This is a genomic window from Hydrogenibacillus sp. N12, from assembly GCF_019645935.1.
Taxonomy (GTDB): domain Bacteria; phylum Bacillota; class Bacilli; order Thermicanales; family DSM-22653; genus Hydrogenibacillus; species Hydrogenibacillus schlegelii.
In genome coordinates this window covers 1,569,905-1,586,606 of record NZ_CP080953.1, presented here as the reverse complement: position 1 = coordinate 1,586,606, position 16,702 = coordinate 1,569,905, and the positions used below count along the sequence as shown (strand labels likewise).

13 protein-coding genes are annotated in these 16,702 nt (G+C 68.4%); 8 read left to right on the top strand and 5 right to left on the bottom strand.

Features of this window, described 5'->3' with window-relative positions; translation table 11 throughout:
* From K2M58_RS07440 to K2M58_RS07420, 5 genes are all read left to right on the top strand, one after another.
* Entirely contained in the window at nt 1-1,377 is a 1,377-nt protein-coding gene (locus tag K2M58_RS07440) for a PTS ascorbate transporter subunit IIC (RefSeq protein ID WP_220677040.1), read from the top strand.
* A gap of 988 nt (nt 1,378-2,365) precedes the next feature.
* Complete coding sequence (locus tag K2M58_RS07435) at nt 2,366-3,145, top strand: YIP1 family protein (RefSeq protein ID WP_220677039.1); 780 nt, start codon at nt 2,366-2,368, stop codon at nt 3,143-3,145.
* A 73-nt stretch (nt 3,146-3,218) separates the two neighbouring features.
* Nucleotides 3,219-4,436, top strand: coding sequence for an ABC transporter permease (locus K2M58_RS07430; protein ID WP_220677038.1), 1,218 nt, complete (start codon nt 3,219-3,221; stop codon nt 4,434-4,436).
* A 7-nt stretch (nt 4,437-4,443) separates the two neighbouring features.
* A complete protein-coding gene (locus K2M58_RS07425) occupies nt 4,444-5,568 on the top strand; it encodes an efflux RND transporter periplasmic adaptor subunit (RefSeq protein WP_220677037.1) in 1,125 nt (374 codons plus the stop codon).
* Between the two features lie 21 nt (nt 5,569-5,589).
* The gene (locus K2M58_RS07420) at nt 5,590-6,267 is read left to right on the top strand and encodes an ABC transporter ATP-binding protein (RefSeq protein ID WP_220678848.1); all 678 of its coding nucleotides are present in this window, start codon (nt 5,590-5,592) and stop codon (nt 6,265-6,267) included.
* 31 nt (nt 6,268-6,298) lie between these two features.
* Here K2M58_RS07420 and K2M58_RS07415 read toward each other — a convergent pair whose 3' ends face one another.
* On the bottom strand, nt 6,299-7,912 hold the full coding sequence (locus K2M58_RS07415; RefSeq protein ID WP_220677036.1) for a putative ABC transporter permease subunit: 1,614 nt from the start codon (nt 7,910-7,912) through the stop codon (nt 6,299-6,301).
* Nucleotides 7,913-8,466: 554 nt separating this feature from the next.
* On the opposite strand from K2M58_RS07415, the gene K2M58_RS07410 reads away from it, so the two are divergent.
* Genes K2M58_RS07410 through K2M58_RS07400 form a run of 3 tightly spaced genes read left to right on the top strand, consistent with a single transcriptional unit; the run spans nt 8,467 to nt 11,436 of the window.
* On the top strand, nt 8,467-9,486 hold the full coding sequence (locus K2M58_RS07410) for an amidohydrolase family protein (RefSeq protein WP_220677035.1): 1,020 nt from the start codon (nt 8,467-8,469) through the stop codon (nt 9,484-9,486).
* 44 nt (nt 9,487-9,530) lie between these two features.
* The gene (locus K2M58_RS07405; protein WP_220677034.1) at nt 9,531-10,376 is read left to right on the top strand and encodes a metal-sulfur cluster assembly factor; all 846 of its coding nucleotides are present in this window, start codon (nt 9,531-9,533) and stop codon (nt 10,374-10,376) included.
* Between the two features lie 31 nt (nt 10,377-10,407).
* Nucleotides 10,408-11,436, top strand: coding sequence for an NAD(P)-dependent alcohol dehydrogenase (locus K2M58_RS07400; RefSeq protein WP_220677033.1), 1,029 nt, complete (start codon nt 10,408-10,410; stop codon nt 11,434-11,436).
* A 100-nt stretch (nt 11,437-11,536) separates the two neighbouring features.
* Here K2M58_RS07400 and K2M58_RS07395 read toward each other — a convergent pair whose 3' ends face one another.
* The 4 genes from K2M58_RS07395 to K2M58_RS07380 form a co-directional block, all read right to left on the bottom strand.
* Entirely contained in the window at nt 11,537-12,016 is a 480-nt protein-coding gene (locus K2M58_RS07395; RefSeq protein ID WP_220677032.1) for a universal stress protein, read from the bottom strand.
* A 185-nt stretch (nt 12,017-12,201) separates the two neighbouring features.
* The gene (locus K2M58_RS07390) at nt 12,202-12,639 is read right to left on the bottom strand and encodes a hypothetical protein (protein WP_220677031.1); all 438 of its coding nucleotides are present in this window, start codon (nt 12,637-12,639) and stop codon (nt 12,202-12,204) included.
* 188 nt (nt 12,640-12,827) lie between these two features.
* A complete protein-coding gene (locus K2M58_RS07385) occupies nt 12,828-15,086 on the bottom strand; it encodes a Ger(x)C family spore germination protein (protein ID WP_220677030.1) in 2,259 nt (752 codons plus the stop codon).
* Entirely contained in the window at nt 15,083-16,684 is a 1,602-nt protein-coding gene (locus tag K2M58_RS07380) for a spore germination protein (protein WP_220677029.1), read from the bottom strand. Before K2M58_RS07380 ends, K2M58_RS07385 begins: the two co-directional genes overlap by 4 nt.
* Nucleotides 16,685-16,702 lie beyond the last annotated feature (18 nt).

Genomic DNA, 16,702 nt, shown 5'->3' with positions numbered 1-16,702 from the left:
ATGGCGATTGTCGGCCAGTTCGTCAAGGATGTGCTGAGTCAACCGGCCATCCTGGTGGGGCTGGTGGCACTCCTGGGTTTGATCGTCCAGCGTAAGCCGGTGGGTGACGTGATCACCGGTACGGTCAAGACCATCCTGGGCTTCGTCATCCTGGGTGCGGGTGCAAACACGCTGGTGGGCAGTCTCGACAAGCTCTCACCGCTGCTGGAGGCGGGGTTCGGGGTCCGTGGTGTGGTGCCGAACAACGAAGCCATCGTTGCCATCGCCCAAAACACGCTGGGCCGGGAAACTGCTCTAATCATGGTCTTTGGCCTCGTGGCGAACCTGCTCATTGCCCGCCTGACACCTCTCAAGTATGTGTTCCTGACCGGTCATCACACCTTCTTTATGGCCGCTCTGCTGTCTGCCGTACTCGGCACCGCCGGTTTGAGTGGGGCTGTGCTCGTGTTGGTGGGCTCGTTCGTCCTCGGTGTCCTCATGGTTCTGATGCCTGCCATGGCCGACACCTACATGCAGCGGGTGACCGGGGGCCAGCCTATCGCCTTGGGGCACTTCGGAACATTGGGTTACTGGCTGGCAGGCTTCATCGGCTCGAAGGTTGGCAAGGCTGAGGACTCGATCGAGCAGTACCGTCTTCCGTCCACGCTGTCGTTCTTCCGGGATTCGCTGGTGGCAACCGCGGTCGTGATGCTGGTCGTGTTCGCGGTGTCGGTGGTGGCTGCGGGTGACAAAGCGGTCGAGCTGGCGGGCGACCAGAACGTCTGGGCCTTTGCGTTAACCCAGTCCCTTGGCTTTACAGCTGGTGTCGCCATCATCCTGCAGGGAGTGCGCCTCATCATTTCCGAGATCGTTCCTGCCTTCCAGGGGATCGCAGCAAGGATCGTGCCGGAGGCCCGCCCAGCTCTGGACTGCCCGGTCACCTTCCCCCATGCTCCGACAGCGGTCCTGGTCGGCTTCATCTCGAGTTTCGTCGGTGGCTTGATGAGCATGTTGGCCTTGGCGGCGGCAGGGCTACCCGTCATCGTTCCTGGGCTCGTGCCGCACTTTTTCGTTGGTGGTACGGCGGGAGTGTTCGGCAACGCCACCGGCGGGCGCCGGGGATGCGTGGTGGGTGCTTTCGTCAACGGCATCTTAATAACAGTTGGGGCGGCCTTATTGCTACCGACCTTGGGTGCTCTGGGCTTTGCCAACACGACGTTTGGTGACTCCGACTTCCAGTGGGTGGGCATCCTCATTGGCGCTGCCGGCAAGGTGTTCGGGCAATCGCCTATGGTCCTCGCCGCGGTGGTAGTCGTTGCCTTCGCCTTCCTACTCGGCTTGGGCGCTATCAGCACTCGGCGGCGGAGGGATATGAGCGCTACCGGTGTGTCTGCATGACGGGGAACAAAGAGTAATTCGTGGGATACCTGCGGTTCGTTCGACTGGGGATCAGCAGGCCACCACCGTGTGAGGGGCATCGTTGTGGTGGCCTGCAATGATTACGACCGTATGTAGGCTTACATCGAAGTAACTGGCTCGGAGCAGATCAAGACGGTACCGGATGTGCAGGTGGTTCACATCCAGGTGGAGCGGCGGCACCCCGGGGGGCACCGTAGATCCGTCGCATGCTGTGAGCTCTCAGCCCGGACTCCAGCATGCCGGAGTCCCGTCAAGAACGTGTCACGCGCCGGTGAGCAGGTTGCACTTCCTGACTGGCGAGCGCCTGGGTTTCGGCGACGCGCTTCCGCACGTCCGTGGGGAGGGGGACCAACTCTAGAGAGATACCCGGCGCCAGCCTGCCGCGCAGCCGTTTTTCCATGATGGCGTAAAACTCCTCGTTGGTCAGAACCAGCGAACGGACCGGAGCGTCGACCAGAGTAAGATAGTATAGGTTCCGCTTGGGCCGCTCGGATTTCCCCGGATGGGAGCTTGCCTCCCGATGTCTTACCGGAGGTCGACTTGATCGACGCTACTACTCTCCCGTCCTCCGAGACCGCGTCGAATTCGTGGGTGCCACCGGTGACGAGCGTGAGTTCCCGGGACTCGAAAGGCACGCCGAATTGCTGGGCGAGGTGCTGCCGCACGACATCTTCCACGACCCGCTTGAGGTAGAGAGTGTTGGCCATCGGAACCCCCCACTTTCGACCGGTTTATCCGGCCACCGTACGACGCGGCTACCCGCCGCTTTCGCCGTGTTCGCCCGCGTTTCCCGGCTTGCCCCGCCTGCGTTTTAGGCTGCCGGTTCATCCCTCCCGGGTGGCGCGACAGGAGAGACCCACAAGGGCCGGGAAGCAACCGAAACAAATCCCGTGGCCCATAGGGAGGAAAGTTTCGCCTCCTCTGGAATAGAACTGGCAAGGCCATTGGGGATGGGGGCGAGGATCCCGTGGAACAGCGAGACGAGCGGCGCCCCGTGCCCGCCCTGCGGGCTCTTGGCGGGATGTTGGCGAGCCCCGGCGCGACCTTCGCGTCGTTTCCCGCCAGGCAGCCGTGGTTCGTCCCTCTACTCCTCTTCAGTTTGATCGGCGCTGTCACGGCTGCGCTCGTGGCCTCTGTGATGGCCAACGCGCTCGCCCCGCAGGCGGCGGACATCTCCCAGCAGGCCGGGCTGCCGGCGGCAGAGGCCGGTAACGTGGCACAGTTCGTCCGATTGTTGTCACTGGTGACCGGAACGGTGGTAGGCTTCCTCAGCCCGTTCTTCTACGTGTTCGTGACCGCCCTGGTCGTGTGGGTGCTCGCGATGCTCCTCCGCCAGCGGCTCCCGTTCGCCCAAGTGTTCTCCCTGGCGACATACGCCTACCTCCCGCACGTCTTTGGCACGCTGGTCTTGACGGGGCTGGTGGTCGCGGGCGCCTATGACGTGATGGCGATGGGCGGCGCTCTCCCGACCAGCCTCAAAGTTCTGTTCCCCGAGGCGACCGGGGGGTTCCTGGCGGGGCTGGCTCGGCGCGTCGAGTTGTTCGGCCTCTGGAGCACGGTCCTCCTGGGGATCGGCCTTGCCGCAGCCACCCGCCGCACCTCCCGGTGGGGGATTGGCGTGGCCCTCGCTGCCTGGCTGCTGCTGGTCGTCGCCGGTTCGGCCCTTGGGAGCCTCGTGCCCGGGCCCGGGAGCTGGCCGGCAGCGACCGGGGGCGCCCCGGGGTTGGGCGGCGGGATCCCCCGTTAGACACGCGCCATCGAGGCGAGCCATCCAGGCAGCCCATCGAGGCATCCCTTGGTAGCCATGGGGAGGCGCACCGTTGAGCTTCGGCGAGGCGTTCCGCGCGGCCTGGCAAGGTGTCTGGGCCCACAAGTTCCGCACCTTCCTGACGATGCTTGGGGTGGTCATCGGCGTTGCGGCGGTGATCGCCGTCGTGGCCATCGGCGAGGGGGCGCGCCATCGGATCGCCGCGACCCTGGAGGCCGCCGATGCCCAGGCCGTGCAGATCGTGCCGGCGGACTTCGGCGAGTTCAGCAATCCCGAGGGGCTCTTCCGCGAGCACCAACTGGAGCAGGTGCGCCGCTTGCCCGGCGTGCGGGCGGTGGTCACGGCCGCCCTCACGACGGTGACGGCCCGGTACGGGAGCGAAGAGGCGGACCTGTCGGTGACGGGGACCACCTTCGCCTTCCCGCTGACGGATCCCCTGGAATTCCAAGCCGGGCGGTTCTGGTCCGAGGCCGATGATCGGGCCGCCCGGCGCCTCATCGTGCTGGACGAAATCGCCGTGGAAAACCTGTTCCCGGGCGAGGCGCCGGCGGCGGTGGTGGGACAGGTGGTGCGCCTGGAGGGGGTTCCCTTTCGGATCGTCGGTGTGACCCGATCGCGGGTGCCGCCGGGCCTCGTCAACCTAGGCCCGGCGGCGGGCGACGGACTCCCGGGGACAGGTTACGTTCCTCTTTCCACCTGGCGGAGCCTGACGGGCCAGCCCCTCGCCTTTTCCTACTTTTCCGTGGTTCCGGAAGCCGGCCAGGACAGGGACGCCGTGGCCCGCCGCGTGATCGGCCACCTGGAACGGATGACGGGCAAGCGCGGCGCCTTCCGCACCTTCGACCTCTCCCAGCTAGCCGGCGCCATCGGCCAGGTGACCGGCATCCTCACCCTGGTGATCGGATCCATCGCCGGCATCGCCCTCGTTGTGGGGGGCGTCGGCGTGATGAACATCATGCTGGTTTCCGTCACCGAGCGGACGCGGGAGATCGGCCTGCGGATGGCGCTGGGTGCCACGCGCGGCAACATCCTGCTGCAGTTCCTGATCGAAGCGATGCTGATCACCGGGACGGGCGGGGTGCTGGGGATCGGCATCGGGACGGGGCTGGCCTGGGGGATCGCCGCCCTGGCCGGATGGCCGCCCCGGGTGTCGGTCCTGACCGTCGTGGTGGCCGTGCTGTTCTCGCTCTTCGTGGGCGTGGTGTGCGGCATCTACCCGGCGAGGCGGGCTGCCCGGCTCGATCCCATGGAGGCGCTGCGCTATGAATAGGCGGCTGTTGCTCGCATACGTGGTGCTGGTGGCTGCGGCCACCGGCCTGATCTATGTGGCGGTTACCAACTCGCGGCAGCCCGCCGGCCGGCCCGTGCAGGCGGCGCAACCCGAGCGGCGGCTGATGGAGGACGTGGTGTACGCCAGCGGTCGCGTCAGCCCCCGCCGGCAGCAGCAGGTCATGCCGCAACCGGGCATGGCGGTGGAGTCGATCCCCGTACAGCAGGGGCAGACGGTAAAGAAGGGCGACGTGCTGGTCCGGTACGCCAGTGATGAGCTGGAGACACAGGTTCGCCAGGCCGAACTGGCCCTGGAACGGGCCCGGCTGGAGCGTCAGCGGGCCCAGCGTCAGTTGCAGCGGGCGCGGGAGTGCGCCCACCGTGACGGGGCCAGGGAAGCGCCCGGCCGCGGTGACCGGCTCGGCGCCTGTACCGGCGTCGTGCCGGAGGATGAGGCGGAACTACAGCTACAACTGGCGGACCTGGGCGTGGAACAGGCCCAATTGCAACTGGAGCAGGCGAGGGCCGCCCTGGCCCGCGCCGAAGTCCGGAGCAATCTGAACGGCGTCGTGCTACAGGTTACGGCCCCGGACGAGGCGGCAGGGGATCTTCAGGCGGCGATGAGCGGGCCGCTGGTGACGGTGGGCGCCCTGGACGACCTGGTGGTGGAACTGGTCCTCTCGGAGCTCGACGGGGTGCGGCTGCGGCCCGGGCAGAAGGTGCGGATCCGCAGCGATGCCTTCCCCGATCGCACATGGGAGGGGAAAGTGGAACAGGTGGGGGATCTGGTGGTCACCCGCAGCGGCTCGGCCGGCCAGCCGGAGACCGGCGTGCCCGTCACGGTGGCGCTGCCCCGGGGGACGCCCCTCAAGCCCGGCTACACCGTCAATCTCGAGATCGTGGTTCGCGCCCAGCAAGTGCTGGCCGTGCCGGTGGCCGCCCTGGTCGGGAACGAGGCCTCCGAAGTCTGGGTGATCGAGAACGGCCGCGCCCTGCGCCGCCGCGTCGAGCTGGGGGTGAGCGACGCCCAGTGGGCGGAGGTCCGGGACGGGCTGGAAGAAGAGGATTGGGTGATCGTCCATCCTCCCGCCAACCTCCGGCCGGGGGAGGCCGTGCGCGTGGCGGGGCAATGAGGCGGGAAACCCGGGATGGCGCTGATCGAGCTGAAGGGCGTGGAAAAGGTCTACCGGATGGGACAGGGGCTGGTGCGGGCCCTGGATGGGGTGGACCTCACCGTGGAAGAAGGGGAGTTCACCGCGGTGATGGGCCCGTCGGGCTCCGGGAAGTCGACGCTCATGCACATCATCGGCTGCCTGGACCGCCCCACCGCCGGCTCGTACCGTTTCATGGGCCGGGAGGTCGCCGGCCTGGGCGACGGGGAGATGGCCCGGCTGCGCAACCGGCAGTTCGGCTTCGTCTTCCAGCGGTTCTTCCTGCTGCCCCGTTACCGGGCCTGGGAGAACGTGGCCCTGCCCATGGCCTACGCCGGGGTCGGCCGCCAGGAGCGCCGGCGGCGGGCGTGGGAACTCCTCCGGCGCGTCGGGCTGGAAGGGCGGGAGGAACACTTCCCCAACCAGCTCTCCGGCGGGGAGCAGCAGCGGGTGGCCATCGCCCGGGCCCTGGCCAACCGCCCCGCGGTCCTGCTGGCCGACGAGCCTACCGGCAACCTGGACAGCGCTTCAGGGGCGGAGATCCTGGCCCTCTTCGAGGCCCTCCACCGCGAGGGGGCCACCATCCTGCTGGTTACCCACGACCGGGCCGTGGGGGAGCGTGCCCGCCGCATCCTGCACATCCGCGACGGCCGGATCTGGCGGGACGAGCGGCGGGAGTAGCGGACGGGCCGGGGCCTCGGGCCGGCGCGGGTCATCGAGTCGCCGGCGGCGTGATGCGGGCATAACCGGCCTCGGCCAGGGCCCCGACGGCGGTCACGCCGAGACCGGCGGAGAGGAGAAGATAGGCCAGAGCTCCGCCCACCAGGGCGGCGGGGCCGAACTCGCCGGCCAGCCAGGCCACCAGCCACATGCCGCCCAGGCCGCCCAGCGATGCCAGCAGGGCCAGTAGAAGGCGGGCGCCACTGCCGTATGCCTCGTGGGGGTTCGTCCAGTCCAGGCGCGGGTTCTCCAGCTCCAGGACCAGGCCGGTGGCCCCGGCGGCCGTAACAGCCAGGCCGGTGCCCAGCAGCCAAGCTGCCCACGCCGCGGCGTTCCACCCCGCCTGGTGCCCGGCCAGGACGCCCACTGGGACGCCTACCACCAGGGCCGCTCCTGCCTGGACGGCCAGCTTGGCCAGCACCTGCTGCCGGGGGCTGGCGGGGATCGAGCGGGACAGCCAGAAGGCGCGGCCCTCGCGGCCGATGGTCCCGGGCCCCGTGAAGCCGTGGGTCGCCAGCACGCACAGGGTGATGGCCAAGAGGACGCTCCAACCCAGGTCCCGGCTGAAGAAGGCAGGGGCAACGGGCTCTCGGTAGAGTTCGAACACCGAGATGGAACGGCCGGGGCCCAACAGCGGTACGGGCACTACGATGGCCAGCGTCAGGCCCCGGAGGAAGAAGGCGGGCGTCCGGCAGAGCAGGGCGGCCTCCCGCCAGGCCAGCGCCCGGAAGGGCGAGCGGGCGGGGAGGAGGGTCCTATCCCGGGTCCGGCGGGACCGCAGGGCGCGGAGGTCGCGGACCCCTCCGCGGGCGGCTGTGAGCCCCTCTCGGTAGAGTCGTCCGGCCAGCTCCACCGCCAGGATCCACCCGGCCAGAGCCGCCACGGCGAATCGCGCCAGCTCCCAGGCGCCGTCGGCCGGGGCACCGGGAAGGAGGGCACGGGTGACCCACGCCAGCGGGGGTACGTATTCGGTGACCCATTCCGCCAGGGAGACGGCCGCCAGGGCGACGGGGGTCATCGTACCGGGCAAGCGGGGTGCGGGATCGCCCAGCGCGGCCTTCATGCCGGCCACGAGTACGGCCGTTGCCGCCATCCCGGCGATGGCCACGGGCACCTCCCGCCGGCTGCCGGGGCCGAGGACGCGGATGAGCACCCATGCCAGCACCGCGGCCACGGCGAGGCCGGGCAAGGGCAGGAGCAGGTAGGCCAGCAGGGCCTTGAACGCGAAGAGCCAGCCGGCGGGTTCGTTCAAGCCGTATTCATTCAGGCCATAGATCAGTAGGGGCGGGCTGAACAGCAGCAACACCAGCCACTGATGGACCACCGCGGCGGCCAGCTTGGCTCCCACGACGCCGCGGGCGGGCACCGGCAGGCTGGCCAGCAGGCGCGCGTCCCGGCCGGAGTACACCGCCCCCTGCAGGGCATCCACTCCCATCGCGATGCCCACCGCGGTGGCGACCACGAAGGAGAGGGCCAGCAAGGCGTCGCCCTGCCCGGCCGGGCGGAGCTCCCGGTAGACCGACTGTGCCGTCCATCCGATGATCGCCAGCACCGGGATGTAACCAAGAGTCGATAGGACGAACAGGACCCACTCTTCTTCGTCCACCCGGGCCTTAGCCCTGTGGGCCAAGGCCCGGGGGCCGAGAGGAAGGGTGGCCAGGACCTGCACGCGGAAGAGGGCCCACCAGGCACAAAAACCCCTCGCTCGAGAGATGCTAGGACCCTTGAGGAGTGAGTCATGGGGCGCCGGCCGGTTCCTCCCATTCACGGTCGGTCAGCTCCGGGAACAGGTCGGGGCCGTAATAGCCCGGCCCCCAGCCGCGCGGTTGCGCCATTCCATGAATTACCTTCTGGGAACCGTGTCGTTCTCCTGCTGCCCGTCATGACCGGCCGGATAAGGCCATACAATCGGGGGGAGACATGACCCGCCGTCCCATCCGTTGGCACGTGACGAGAAACCAAATGAACTCCGCATCATTCGACATGAAATCGTACCATATTGTCTATTTGTGTCATGATAGGATTCAAATGTGTGGGATCATACTGCGTTTTTCGCCGGAGAGGGGAGGGATGCGGGGACTGCCGAGTATTGCCGGGTGTGGAAATCGGCGGTGATGAAGACGGGACGCGGGCGGATCTGGGGGATGGGAGTGTACCGCGATGTACCGGACCAGCACGGGCGAGGAGATCTTCGTCATCGACGGCCACGTGCATTTGTGGGATGCCAGCCCGGAGAACATTCGCAACAAGTACGGGGAGGGGTTCATCAACTGCTTCTATGACTACCACCGGAACCTGAGCCCCGAGGAATACCTGTGGGACCGGAGCGTCTTCGCCAGGTACGGCCCTGAGAAGATGACCCGCGACCTCTTCGTCGACGGGTACGTGGACATGGCCATCTTCCAGCCGACCTACCTCAAGGAGTTCTTCCGTCAGGGCTTCAACACCACCGAGCAGAACGCCGTCCTCAAAGACATGTACCCCGACCGCTTCATCCTGAACGGGGCCTTCGACCCGCGGGATGGCGAGGCCGGGCTGGAGTACCTGGAGGCCCTGGTGGAGCATTACGGCATTCGTGGCGTCAAGCTCTACACCGCGGAATGGCGGGGGAACTCGAAGGGCTGGAAGCTCACGGATCCGTGGGCGTACCGCTACCTGGAGAAGTGTGAGGAACTGGGGATCAAAAATATCCACGTCCACAAGGGGCCTACCATCTGGCCGTTGAACCGGGATGCCTTCGACGTCGCCGACGTGGACGAAGCCGCATCGGCGTTCCCCAACCTGAACTTCATCGTCGAGCACTGCGGGATTCCCCGCATCGACGACTTCTGTTGGATCGCCACCCAGGAGCCCAACGTCTACGGCGGCCTCGCCGTGGTCATGCCCTTCATCCACAGCCGGCCCCGCTACTTCGCCGAGGTACTGGCCAACCTCCTCTGGTGGGTGGGCGAGGACAGGTTGCTCTTCGCCAGTGACTACGCCATCTGGCAGCCTCGCTGGCTGGTGGAGAAGTTCATGGCCTTCGACTTCCCGGAGGACATCAAGGAGGAATTCGGCTTCGAGCTGACCCTGGACGTCAAGAGGAAGATCCTCGGCGAGAATGCGGCCCGCCTCTACGGCATCGACATCGAAGCCCAGAAGCAGAAGCTGGCCCACGACCCCATCGGTGCCGGGCGCTGAACCCCGGGCGGGGCTGCTGTCGCGCCCCCATAGGAGGTGGGCCGATGCACGCAGAGGAGCGGCACGCCGCGTCCACGTCGGCCGGGAGCACGACTCCTGCGGGCAGGGAAGGGGAGGTGTACCGGCAACTGGCCCGGGTCTACGACCCGGAACTGGACCGGCCCCTGACAGAACTAGGTTTCATTGCCGGCGTCCGGGTGCACGACGGTACCGTGACCGTGGACTTCCGGCTCCCGACCTTCTGGTGCGCCGCCAACTTCGCCTACATGATGGCGAGCGACATCCGCCAGCGGGTGTCGGCACTGCCCTGGGTGAAGCGGATGGAGGTTCGCCTGCGGGACCATTTCTTCGCCGATGAGATCAACCACGCCGTGAACCACGGTCTCTCCTTTCAGGAGGCCTTCCCCGAGCTGGCCTCCGGCGACCTCGAGGAGCTCCGGGAGACCTTCCGGGTCAAGGCGTTCCTCCGGCGGCAGGAGCGGTTCATCCGCTGGCTCTTGCAGCAGGGCTGGGACGAACCGGCCATCCTCGGCCTGCGCGTGGCCGACCTAGAGCGACTGAGGGATCCCGGTTCCTCCGGAACCGGGGCAGAGGGTTACCGCCAGGGGAGCGGCGAGGAGCAGGGCGCGGCAGGCGCCGAGGTCGTCGCGGCCTACCTCGAGGCGCTCCGGGAGCGAGGCCTGCTGGGGTCGCCGGATGCACCGGCCCTTGTGGATCCCGCGGGCGCTCCGATTCAACGGGAATATTTCCATGCCTACCTGCGACACGCATCCCGCACGCGACTGGCCATGGAGTTCAACACGTCCTTGTGCCGCGGCCTGCTCGAGACCCGGTACGGCGATCCGCCGCCGGAACAACCCCTCCGGGCAGAGCCCGTGCCATGCGAGTAACCGCGAGGAATCGGGGAAGGAGGGACCTTCCATGAAGGCCGCACGCCTTGTGGAGTACAACCGGCCGCTTCGCCTGGATGAAGTTCGCGAGCCGGAGATAACGGGTCCCCATGACGTCATCGTCAAGATCGGCGGCGCCGGCGTATGTCACACCGACCTGCATCTCATCCAGGGAGTCTGGGCGGAAACGCTGGGGGTGCCCCTGCCTTACACCCTGGGGCACGAGAACGCCGGGTGGGTGCATTCCGTCGGGCCCGCGGTGACCAGCGTTCAAGTGGGAGACCCCGTCATCGTCCACCCGGTGATGAGCTGCGGCACGTGCTTGCCCTGCCGTCGCGGGGAGGACATGCACTGTGAGAATCTCGTCTTCCCGGGCTTGACGACCGACGGCGGCTTCGCGGAGTACCTGAAGACCAACGAGCGGGCAGTGATCAAGCTGCCGGCGGGGGTCGACCCAGCCGACGTGGCCCCGTACGCCGATGCGGGCATCACCGCGTACCGGGCGGTGCGCAAGGTGGCGCCCCTGGCGCGCCCGGGGACCACGGCCGTGATCATCGGAGTGGGCGGGCTGGGCCACATTGCGGTGCAGCTCCTGCGCGAGCTGGGCAATTCGACGATCATCGCGGTCGACGTGAACGACGGCCGCCTCAACATGGCCCTTGAGCTCGGGGCGGCTCACGCCGTGCGTGCCGGTGACAAGGCGGTGTCCGAGGTCCGGCGGCTGACCGGTGACCGGGGCGCCGACATCGTCATTGACTTCGTCGGCAACGATGCGACGCACCGCCAGGGCGTCGAGATGCTCCGGAAGGGCGGTACCTATTCCATCGTGGGGTACGGCGGTCAGCTCTCCGTGCCGTCCCTGGCCATGATCAACAACGAGTTCACCATCGTGGGGAACCTGGTGGGCAACTACAGCGAGCTGTGGGAGCTCATGCAGCTTCATGCCCAGGGCAAGGTGAAGTTGCACACGAGCCGGTATGGCCTGGAGGAGGTGAACGAGGTCCTCCACCGGCTCGAGCACGGGCAGGTCAACGGGCGGGCCGTGCTGGTGCCGGCGTGAAGCAGGCCGGTCTGGTGCGAGCCCGCGGCACCACAGCAAACGGGCGGGGCACGATACTGCCCCGCCCGTTTCGTGCCTCGTCGATCAACTGGTTTCGCGCCTACCCCGCCGCCTGCCGCGCCGGCGCCTCCTTCGGCTGCTGCACGATCAGAACCGGGAGCCGGATGTGGCGCAACACGTACTCGCTGACGCTGCCCAGCAGGACCTCCTGCAGCCGGCCCAGGCCCCGGCGTCCAATGATGATCAGTTCGTATCCGCCGTTTTGGGCATAACGGCAGATCTCCTCGCCCGGCGCCCCCACGGCGACATCGGTATCGGCCTCGATTCCGGCCTCCGCCAGGAGTTGCCGGGCTTCCTCCAGCTCCTTCCGCGCGTTGGCCTCTCCCAGGAGCAACACGTCATCGCCGACCCCCACCGCAGGGACGAAGGGGTTGTGCAGATTGGGGGGTACCGGCGGTGGCAACACGTGCAGCACGGTGACCCGGCTGCCGGGATGACCGGCGCAAAGCTCCCGTGCCACCTCGGCGAGCCGGATCGCGTCCTCCTTGCCGTCGGCGGCCACCAGCACCTTGCGGTACATCGACCTCACCCCCGCCTCGCCCGGCTGGCTGCGGGCAAGCTTGAAAGCGGCTCCGCCTGCGGCGCCATGGCCCGCACCCTCATGTGCGCCACGGCTGCCGATCGCTTCCACTTTCATTATCAAAGATGACAACGGGGATGAACCTGAGCGCAGGCTGTGCAGTCGCTAATCACCAACTGAGTGCTTCAACTCTCCGAGGATCGTCCGGTTTCTGCCGTCATCGTGTGGCGGTTCTTCCATAGGTACAGCGTGTAGAGTCCGTAGTAGGCCAGGAACAGGCCCAGGATGAAGAAGCCCATGGCCACGCCATAGTCCTCACCGGCCATCTCGTGCCGGGCGAGGTTCCGGGCCAGGTAACGGAAGCCCATATAGGCCGCAATCAGGGTGAGAAGAAGGGCGTATCGCCGCGGGCCCGTGTTCGCTTGATCCGTCTGCCTGCGGACGCGGATCTGATAACGCAGGTACCCGGGGCCGAAACCGATGCAGAGCAAGGCCAGGAACGGGTAGCGCAAGGGATGGGAGGCGGCAAAGATCTTCACTACCGTTATGGTTAAAAGAATAATTAAACCGGCGGAGATCGTGGCGTAGTAATACAGGGATACGCTGCGCAACTTGTCCCGCACGACGTTGTCCTCCTGGCGATGAGCTTGACCCCTTTATTGTAAGCGAGCGGTTGGAACAACAGAAGAAGTGCTTTCCAATTCTCGCGGTCTCCCGGCCGCAATGAGCCACCTCTTGCCAAGGGCCTCGCCGTCCTGCGCCCGTAGGACTAGTCAGGAAATCTTTGCGTCGGTTGAAGGGCCGCCGGGCATCACGGCGGGTCCAGCGTCAAGCCGGTCCGCCGCAGCCGGACTTCCACCCGCACGTCCACGGGGAGGCGCCGCAGCCGCTCGTGCCAGCCGTCGCGGATCGCCGCCCACGCCGCCGGATCCGCCTGGCGCAAGGCGACACCGAACCCCGCGGGGTCGACGCCCAGGGCACGGGTTTCGGCCAGCGCGGCCCGCACTTCTCCTTCCACCGCTGCCGCCGCGAGCCGCTCGGCCGCGGCCAGCGTCGTCGGCGACAGGCGGCTGGTGCACTGCCATTCTTCGATGTCGGCTTCCACTTGAATAGCCGCCGCGGCCCACGGGCCGTGATTCCCCATCCCGGCCCGCCGGGTGGCTTTGCTGCGCACCGCCGTGACGCCCAGGCCGCGGTGGGACCTCCGCTCCGGGCAGGGCCAGAGCAGCCGTTCCACCTGTTGCTGTCCCGTGAGCCAGTACAGACCCCTCGTGGCCGGTTCGTCCAGCACGGCCACCGCCCGGTCGCGACGGAAGAGGGCCACCCGGCGCAAGATGGGCTCTGCGTCGGGTGGTGCGGTCTCCACCACCGGGACGTACGGGTCCTCGCCCGCGTGACCCAGGGTGCGCAGGAAGGCGTTGAGATCCGTGGGCTGGCTCCTCCGGCCCGAAGGGCGGAGGATCGCCCGCTGAAAGGCCGTGAAGCGAGGAGCTGAAAAGGCCGGGGCCAGGCTGTCCAGCAGGTCCCCGGCCTCATCCCTCGCCACAAAGAGGAACGCATTACGCCGGAAGGTGTAGCGCCGGGTGAGGGCGTCCAACACCGGGCCCAGGCCGTCGCCGGCCAGCTCCCGGCCCACGACCACCACGTTGATGTGGCTCCACAGCACCTCGCGGGCTGCCTGAATTTCCAGGCGCCGCTGGGCTTCCAGCAACGAGGGCCCCTGGGCTCGCAGCAACTGGTGGGAGATGGCGCCCGAGTCCTGCATGGGTGCCCCGGCCGGGGCGCCTACCACCTCCACGGTGAGGCGCACGCCTCCCTGGGGGCCGCGATCGAGGCCCAGCACGGTTACCACCGCCGCCTGCTCGGGTTCCACCCGCCCGTAACAGCCCGGTGCCAGCAGCGCCACCGCCAGCAGGGGGACCCCGATGGTCACGGCGCGGCGCGTCCCGTTCAGGCGGTCCCCGTTGCCGGCCGCGGGGTGGCGCCCGTGCCGGGGGCGGCCGCGGGTGCTGAGGAGGCCCGCCAGCAAGAAGAGGGCCGCGGCCGCACCGGCGACGACGGGGAAGATCCGGTCCACGTGGTGGAGCAGGGCGAAAGAGTTGGAGAAACCCGCCACGCCCAGCAGGGCGGTGGCCGCTGCCGCCACACCCGCCATGGCCGGTTGCCAGCGCGTGCCGAGTCCCAGCGCCCGTGTCACCGATTCCCCCGCGGCTGCCAGGAGCAGCCCTTCCTTGACGAACGTGCCGGTGAGCCACGCCACCAGGGTGAGGATCTCCACGCGCAGGAGGAACAGGCTGACCCGCACCTGGCGCGCCAGGGCCAGCACGGGGAAGGTACTCCGGGCCACTTCGTGGCTGCCGAGCACCCCCACGGCCGCGGCCGTGTAGGCGGCCATGAGCAACCCTGACAGCGTCACGGCCAAGGGCAGGGACGATGCCAGTCGCCGGGGAGCCCGCACGGACCCGGCCGTGGCGGCCAGCACCAGCACTTCGCTCCCGAAAGCGAACACCAGTGGCACCGTTCGCAACACGGGTCCGGGCCCGGCCTCCAGAACGGGCAGGAGCTCCTGGGCGTCTACATTGCCGGCTAGGGAAACGACCAGGTTGGCCACGCTGGCCAGAACCATGAGCGGGAAGAGGAACTGCCCCGTCCGGTAGAGGGCCTCGCGGCCATAGGCGCTCAGTACCCATCCCGTCAGGGCGGTTCCGGCGGCGAAGGCGGCGATGGGCATCTCCGGCAGCACCGTGGTGAAAACCGTGGCCACCTGTGCGATCAGCAGGACTCCCAGGTAGACGGCGTAGGCCGCGAAGGCCAGGGCCAAGAGGCGTCCCGTCCAAGATGGCCGCCCGCCGCCGGGAGGTTCTCCCGGTGCCCGTTCCCAGCGGAAATAGGCGGCCCAGACGCCCCAGGTAAAGGCAGCGCTGAGCGCGGTGGCCATCAGCACCGCCAGCCAGGCATCGTGGCCGGCCTCCGCGACCAGAGGCCCGGGCTGATAAAGGAGTGCCGCCGTCGTCACCACAACAATGGCGTTGACGGCCACCTGGGCGGGCTCGACGGTAGCCCGGTTCACGCTTTCGCACCTCCGGGCGGCGCCTGGCCTCGGTCGGCCTGGTCGCGGGCGCCCTGCCGGGACAGGAACGGCACCGGAAGGCGGTGCAGGCTCCAGGGCAGGCGGGTGATGGCGTCCTCCAGCAGAGCCTTGCCACGCCAGGGCGCCAGGGGGGCCAGGAAGGGCTTGCCGGCCGACTCCAGGGATGCCAGGTGGCCCGCGATGACCGTGGCGCCCACCGCCACGCCGAACAGGCCAAGGGTGCTGCCCAGCACCAGCAGGCCATAGGACAGCAGTCGAAAGGGGACGGTCACCGCGAAGGTGGGCAGGGCCAGGGTAGCCACGGCCGACACGGCCACCAGCACGATCATCGGGGCGCTGGCCAAGCCGCCCCGGACCATGGCGTCGCCCACCACCAGGGCACCCACCACCGTCAGGGCACCGCCGATGCCTCGCGGCATGCGCGCCCCGGCCTCCCGCAAGAGGTCGAACCCCAGGTTGAGGATGAGGGCCTCCATCAGGGTGGGGTACGGGACGGCGGCCCGGCTGGTGACGATGGTCACCAGGAGGTTGGTGGGCACCAGCTCGTGGTGGTAGTTCACCACCGCCACGTAGAGGGCGAGCCCGCCCACGCTGAAGAGCGCCGCTGCCAGGCGCAGCAGGCGTATGGCGGAAGCAAAGGGCCAGCGCAGGTAGTAGTCGTCCGGGCTGTGCAGCAGGTCCCAGAACGTGGACGGGGCGATGACGGCGAAGGGCGTCCCGTCCAGCATCACCACCACCTGCCCCTCGGCCAGGGCCGCCGCGCAGACCTCGGGGCGTTCCGTGCTCCGGTACTGGAGGAACGGCGACCAGGGGCGGTTCGACAGGTAGGCCACCAGCTGGCTGGTGTCTACCACGACGTCCAGCGCCACCGAGGAAAGGCACCGGCGCACCCGTTCCACCACCAGGGGATCGGCCCGGCCCAGCACGTAGAGGAGGGCACCGCGGCTGTGGCTCAGGCGGCCCGCCGTAAAGCTCTCCACCCGCAGGCGGTGGTCGGCCAGCCGCCGGCGAACGGCGGCGACGTTGGTGCGCAGGACCTCGGTGAACCCCTCCCTCGGCCCACGGGTGACGACCTCGGACGCCAGTTCTTCCGGCAGGCGGTGTTCGAAGCCGCTGAGGTCAACGATCAGGGCCCGGGGCAGCCCGTCCACCAGGACCACCGCGCTGCCGCGATGCAGCTCTCGGGCCAGATCCCCCAAGTTTCCGGCCGGGCGCAGCTGGGTGCCCTGCAGACCCCGATTCAGTAGCCACTGCTCCACCGCCTCCGGGGTGCGGGCCCTTTTCGGTGCCCGGGTCAGCGGGGCCAGGACGAAATGGTGGATGAGCTCGTCGTCCACCAGCCCGTCGATCACCATCACAGCTACATGAACCCCGCCCGGCAGGCCCAGGCGGCGGGCGTGCACGTCGTTGGCGAAACCCAGGAGGGCGCGCAGGGCATGGACGGCCTCCGGCAGCCGCGCCGGGATGGGCCGGCCCGCGGCGCGGTCGATGGCCCAGGCGTCCAGCAGGGCGCCCAGGCGCGCGGCTCGCTCGTGGATTTCCTGGCTGAGGCGGTGCAGGCGGTTGGAGCCTTCCATGGCAGGGATAGTATGGCC

What these genes read in the sequence shown, in the direction of transcription:
- K2M58_RS07405 (WP_220677034.1), top strand. Translation starts at nt 9,531, where the DNA reads ATGCACGCAGAGGAGCGGCACGCCGCGTCCACGTCGGCCGGGAGCACG.
- K2M58_RS07380 (WP_220677029.1), bottom strand. Translation starts at nt 16,684, where the DNA reads ATGGAAGGCTCCAACCGCCTGCACCGCCTCAGCCAGGAAATCCACGAG.
- K2M58_RS07440 (WP_220677040.1), top strand. Translation starts at nt 1, where the DNA reads ATGGCGATTGTCGGCCAGTTCGTCAAGGATGTGCTGAGTCAACCGGCC.
- K2M58_RS07410 (WP_220677035.1), top strand. Translation starts at nt 8,467, where the DNA reads ATGTACCGGACCAGCACGGGCGAGGAGATCTTCGTCATCGACGGCCAC.
- K2M58_RS07395 (WP_220677032.1), bottom strand. Translation starts at nt 12,016, where the DNA reads ATGTACCGCAAGGTGCTGGTGGCCGCCGACGGCAAGGAGGACGCGATC.
- K2M58_RS07400 (WP_220677033.1), top strand. Translation starts at nt 10,408, where the DNA reads ATGAAGGCCGCACGCCTTGTGGAGTACAACCGGCCGCTTCGCCTGGAT.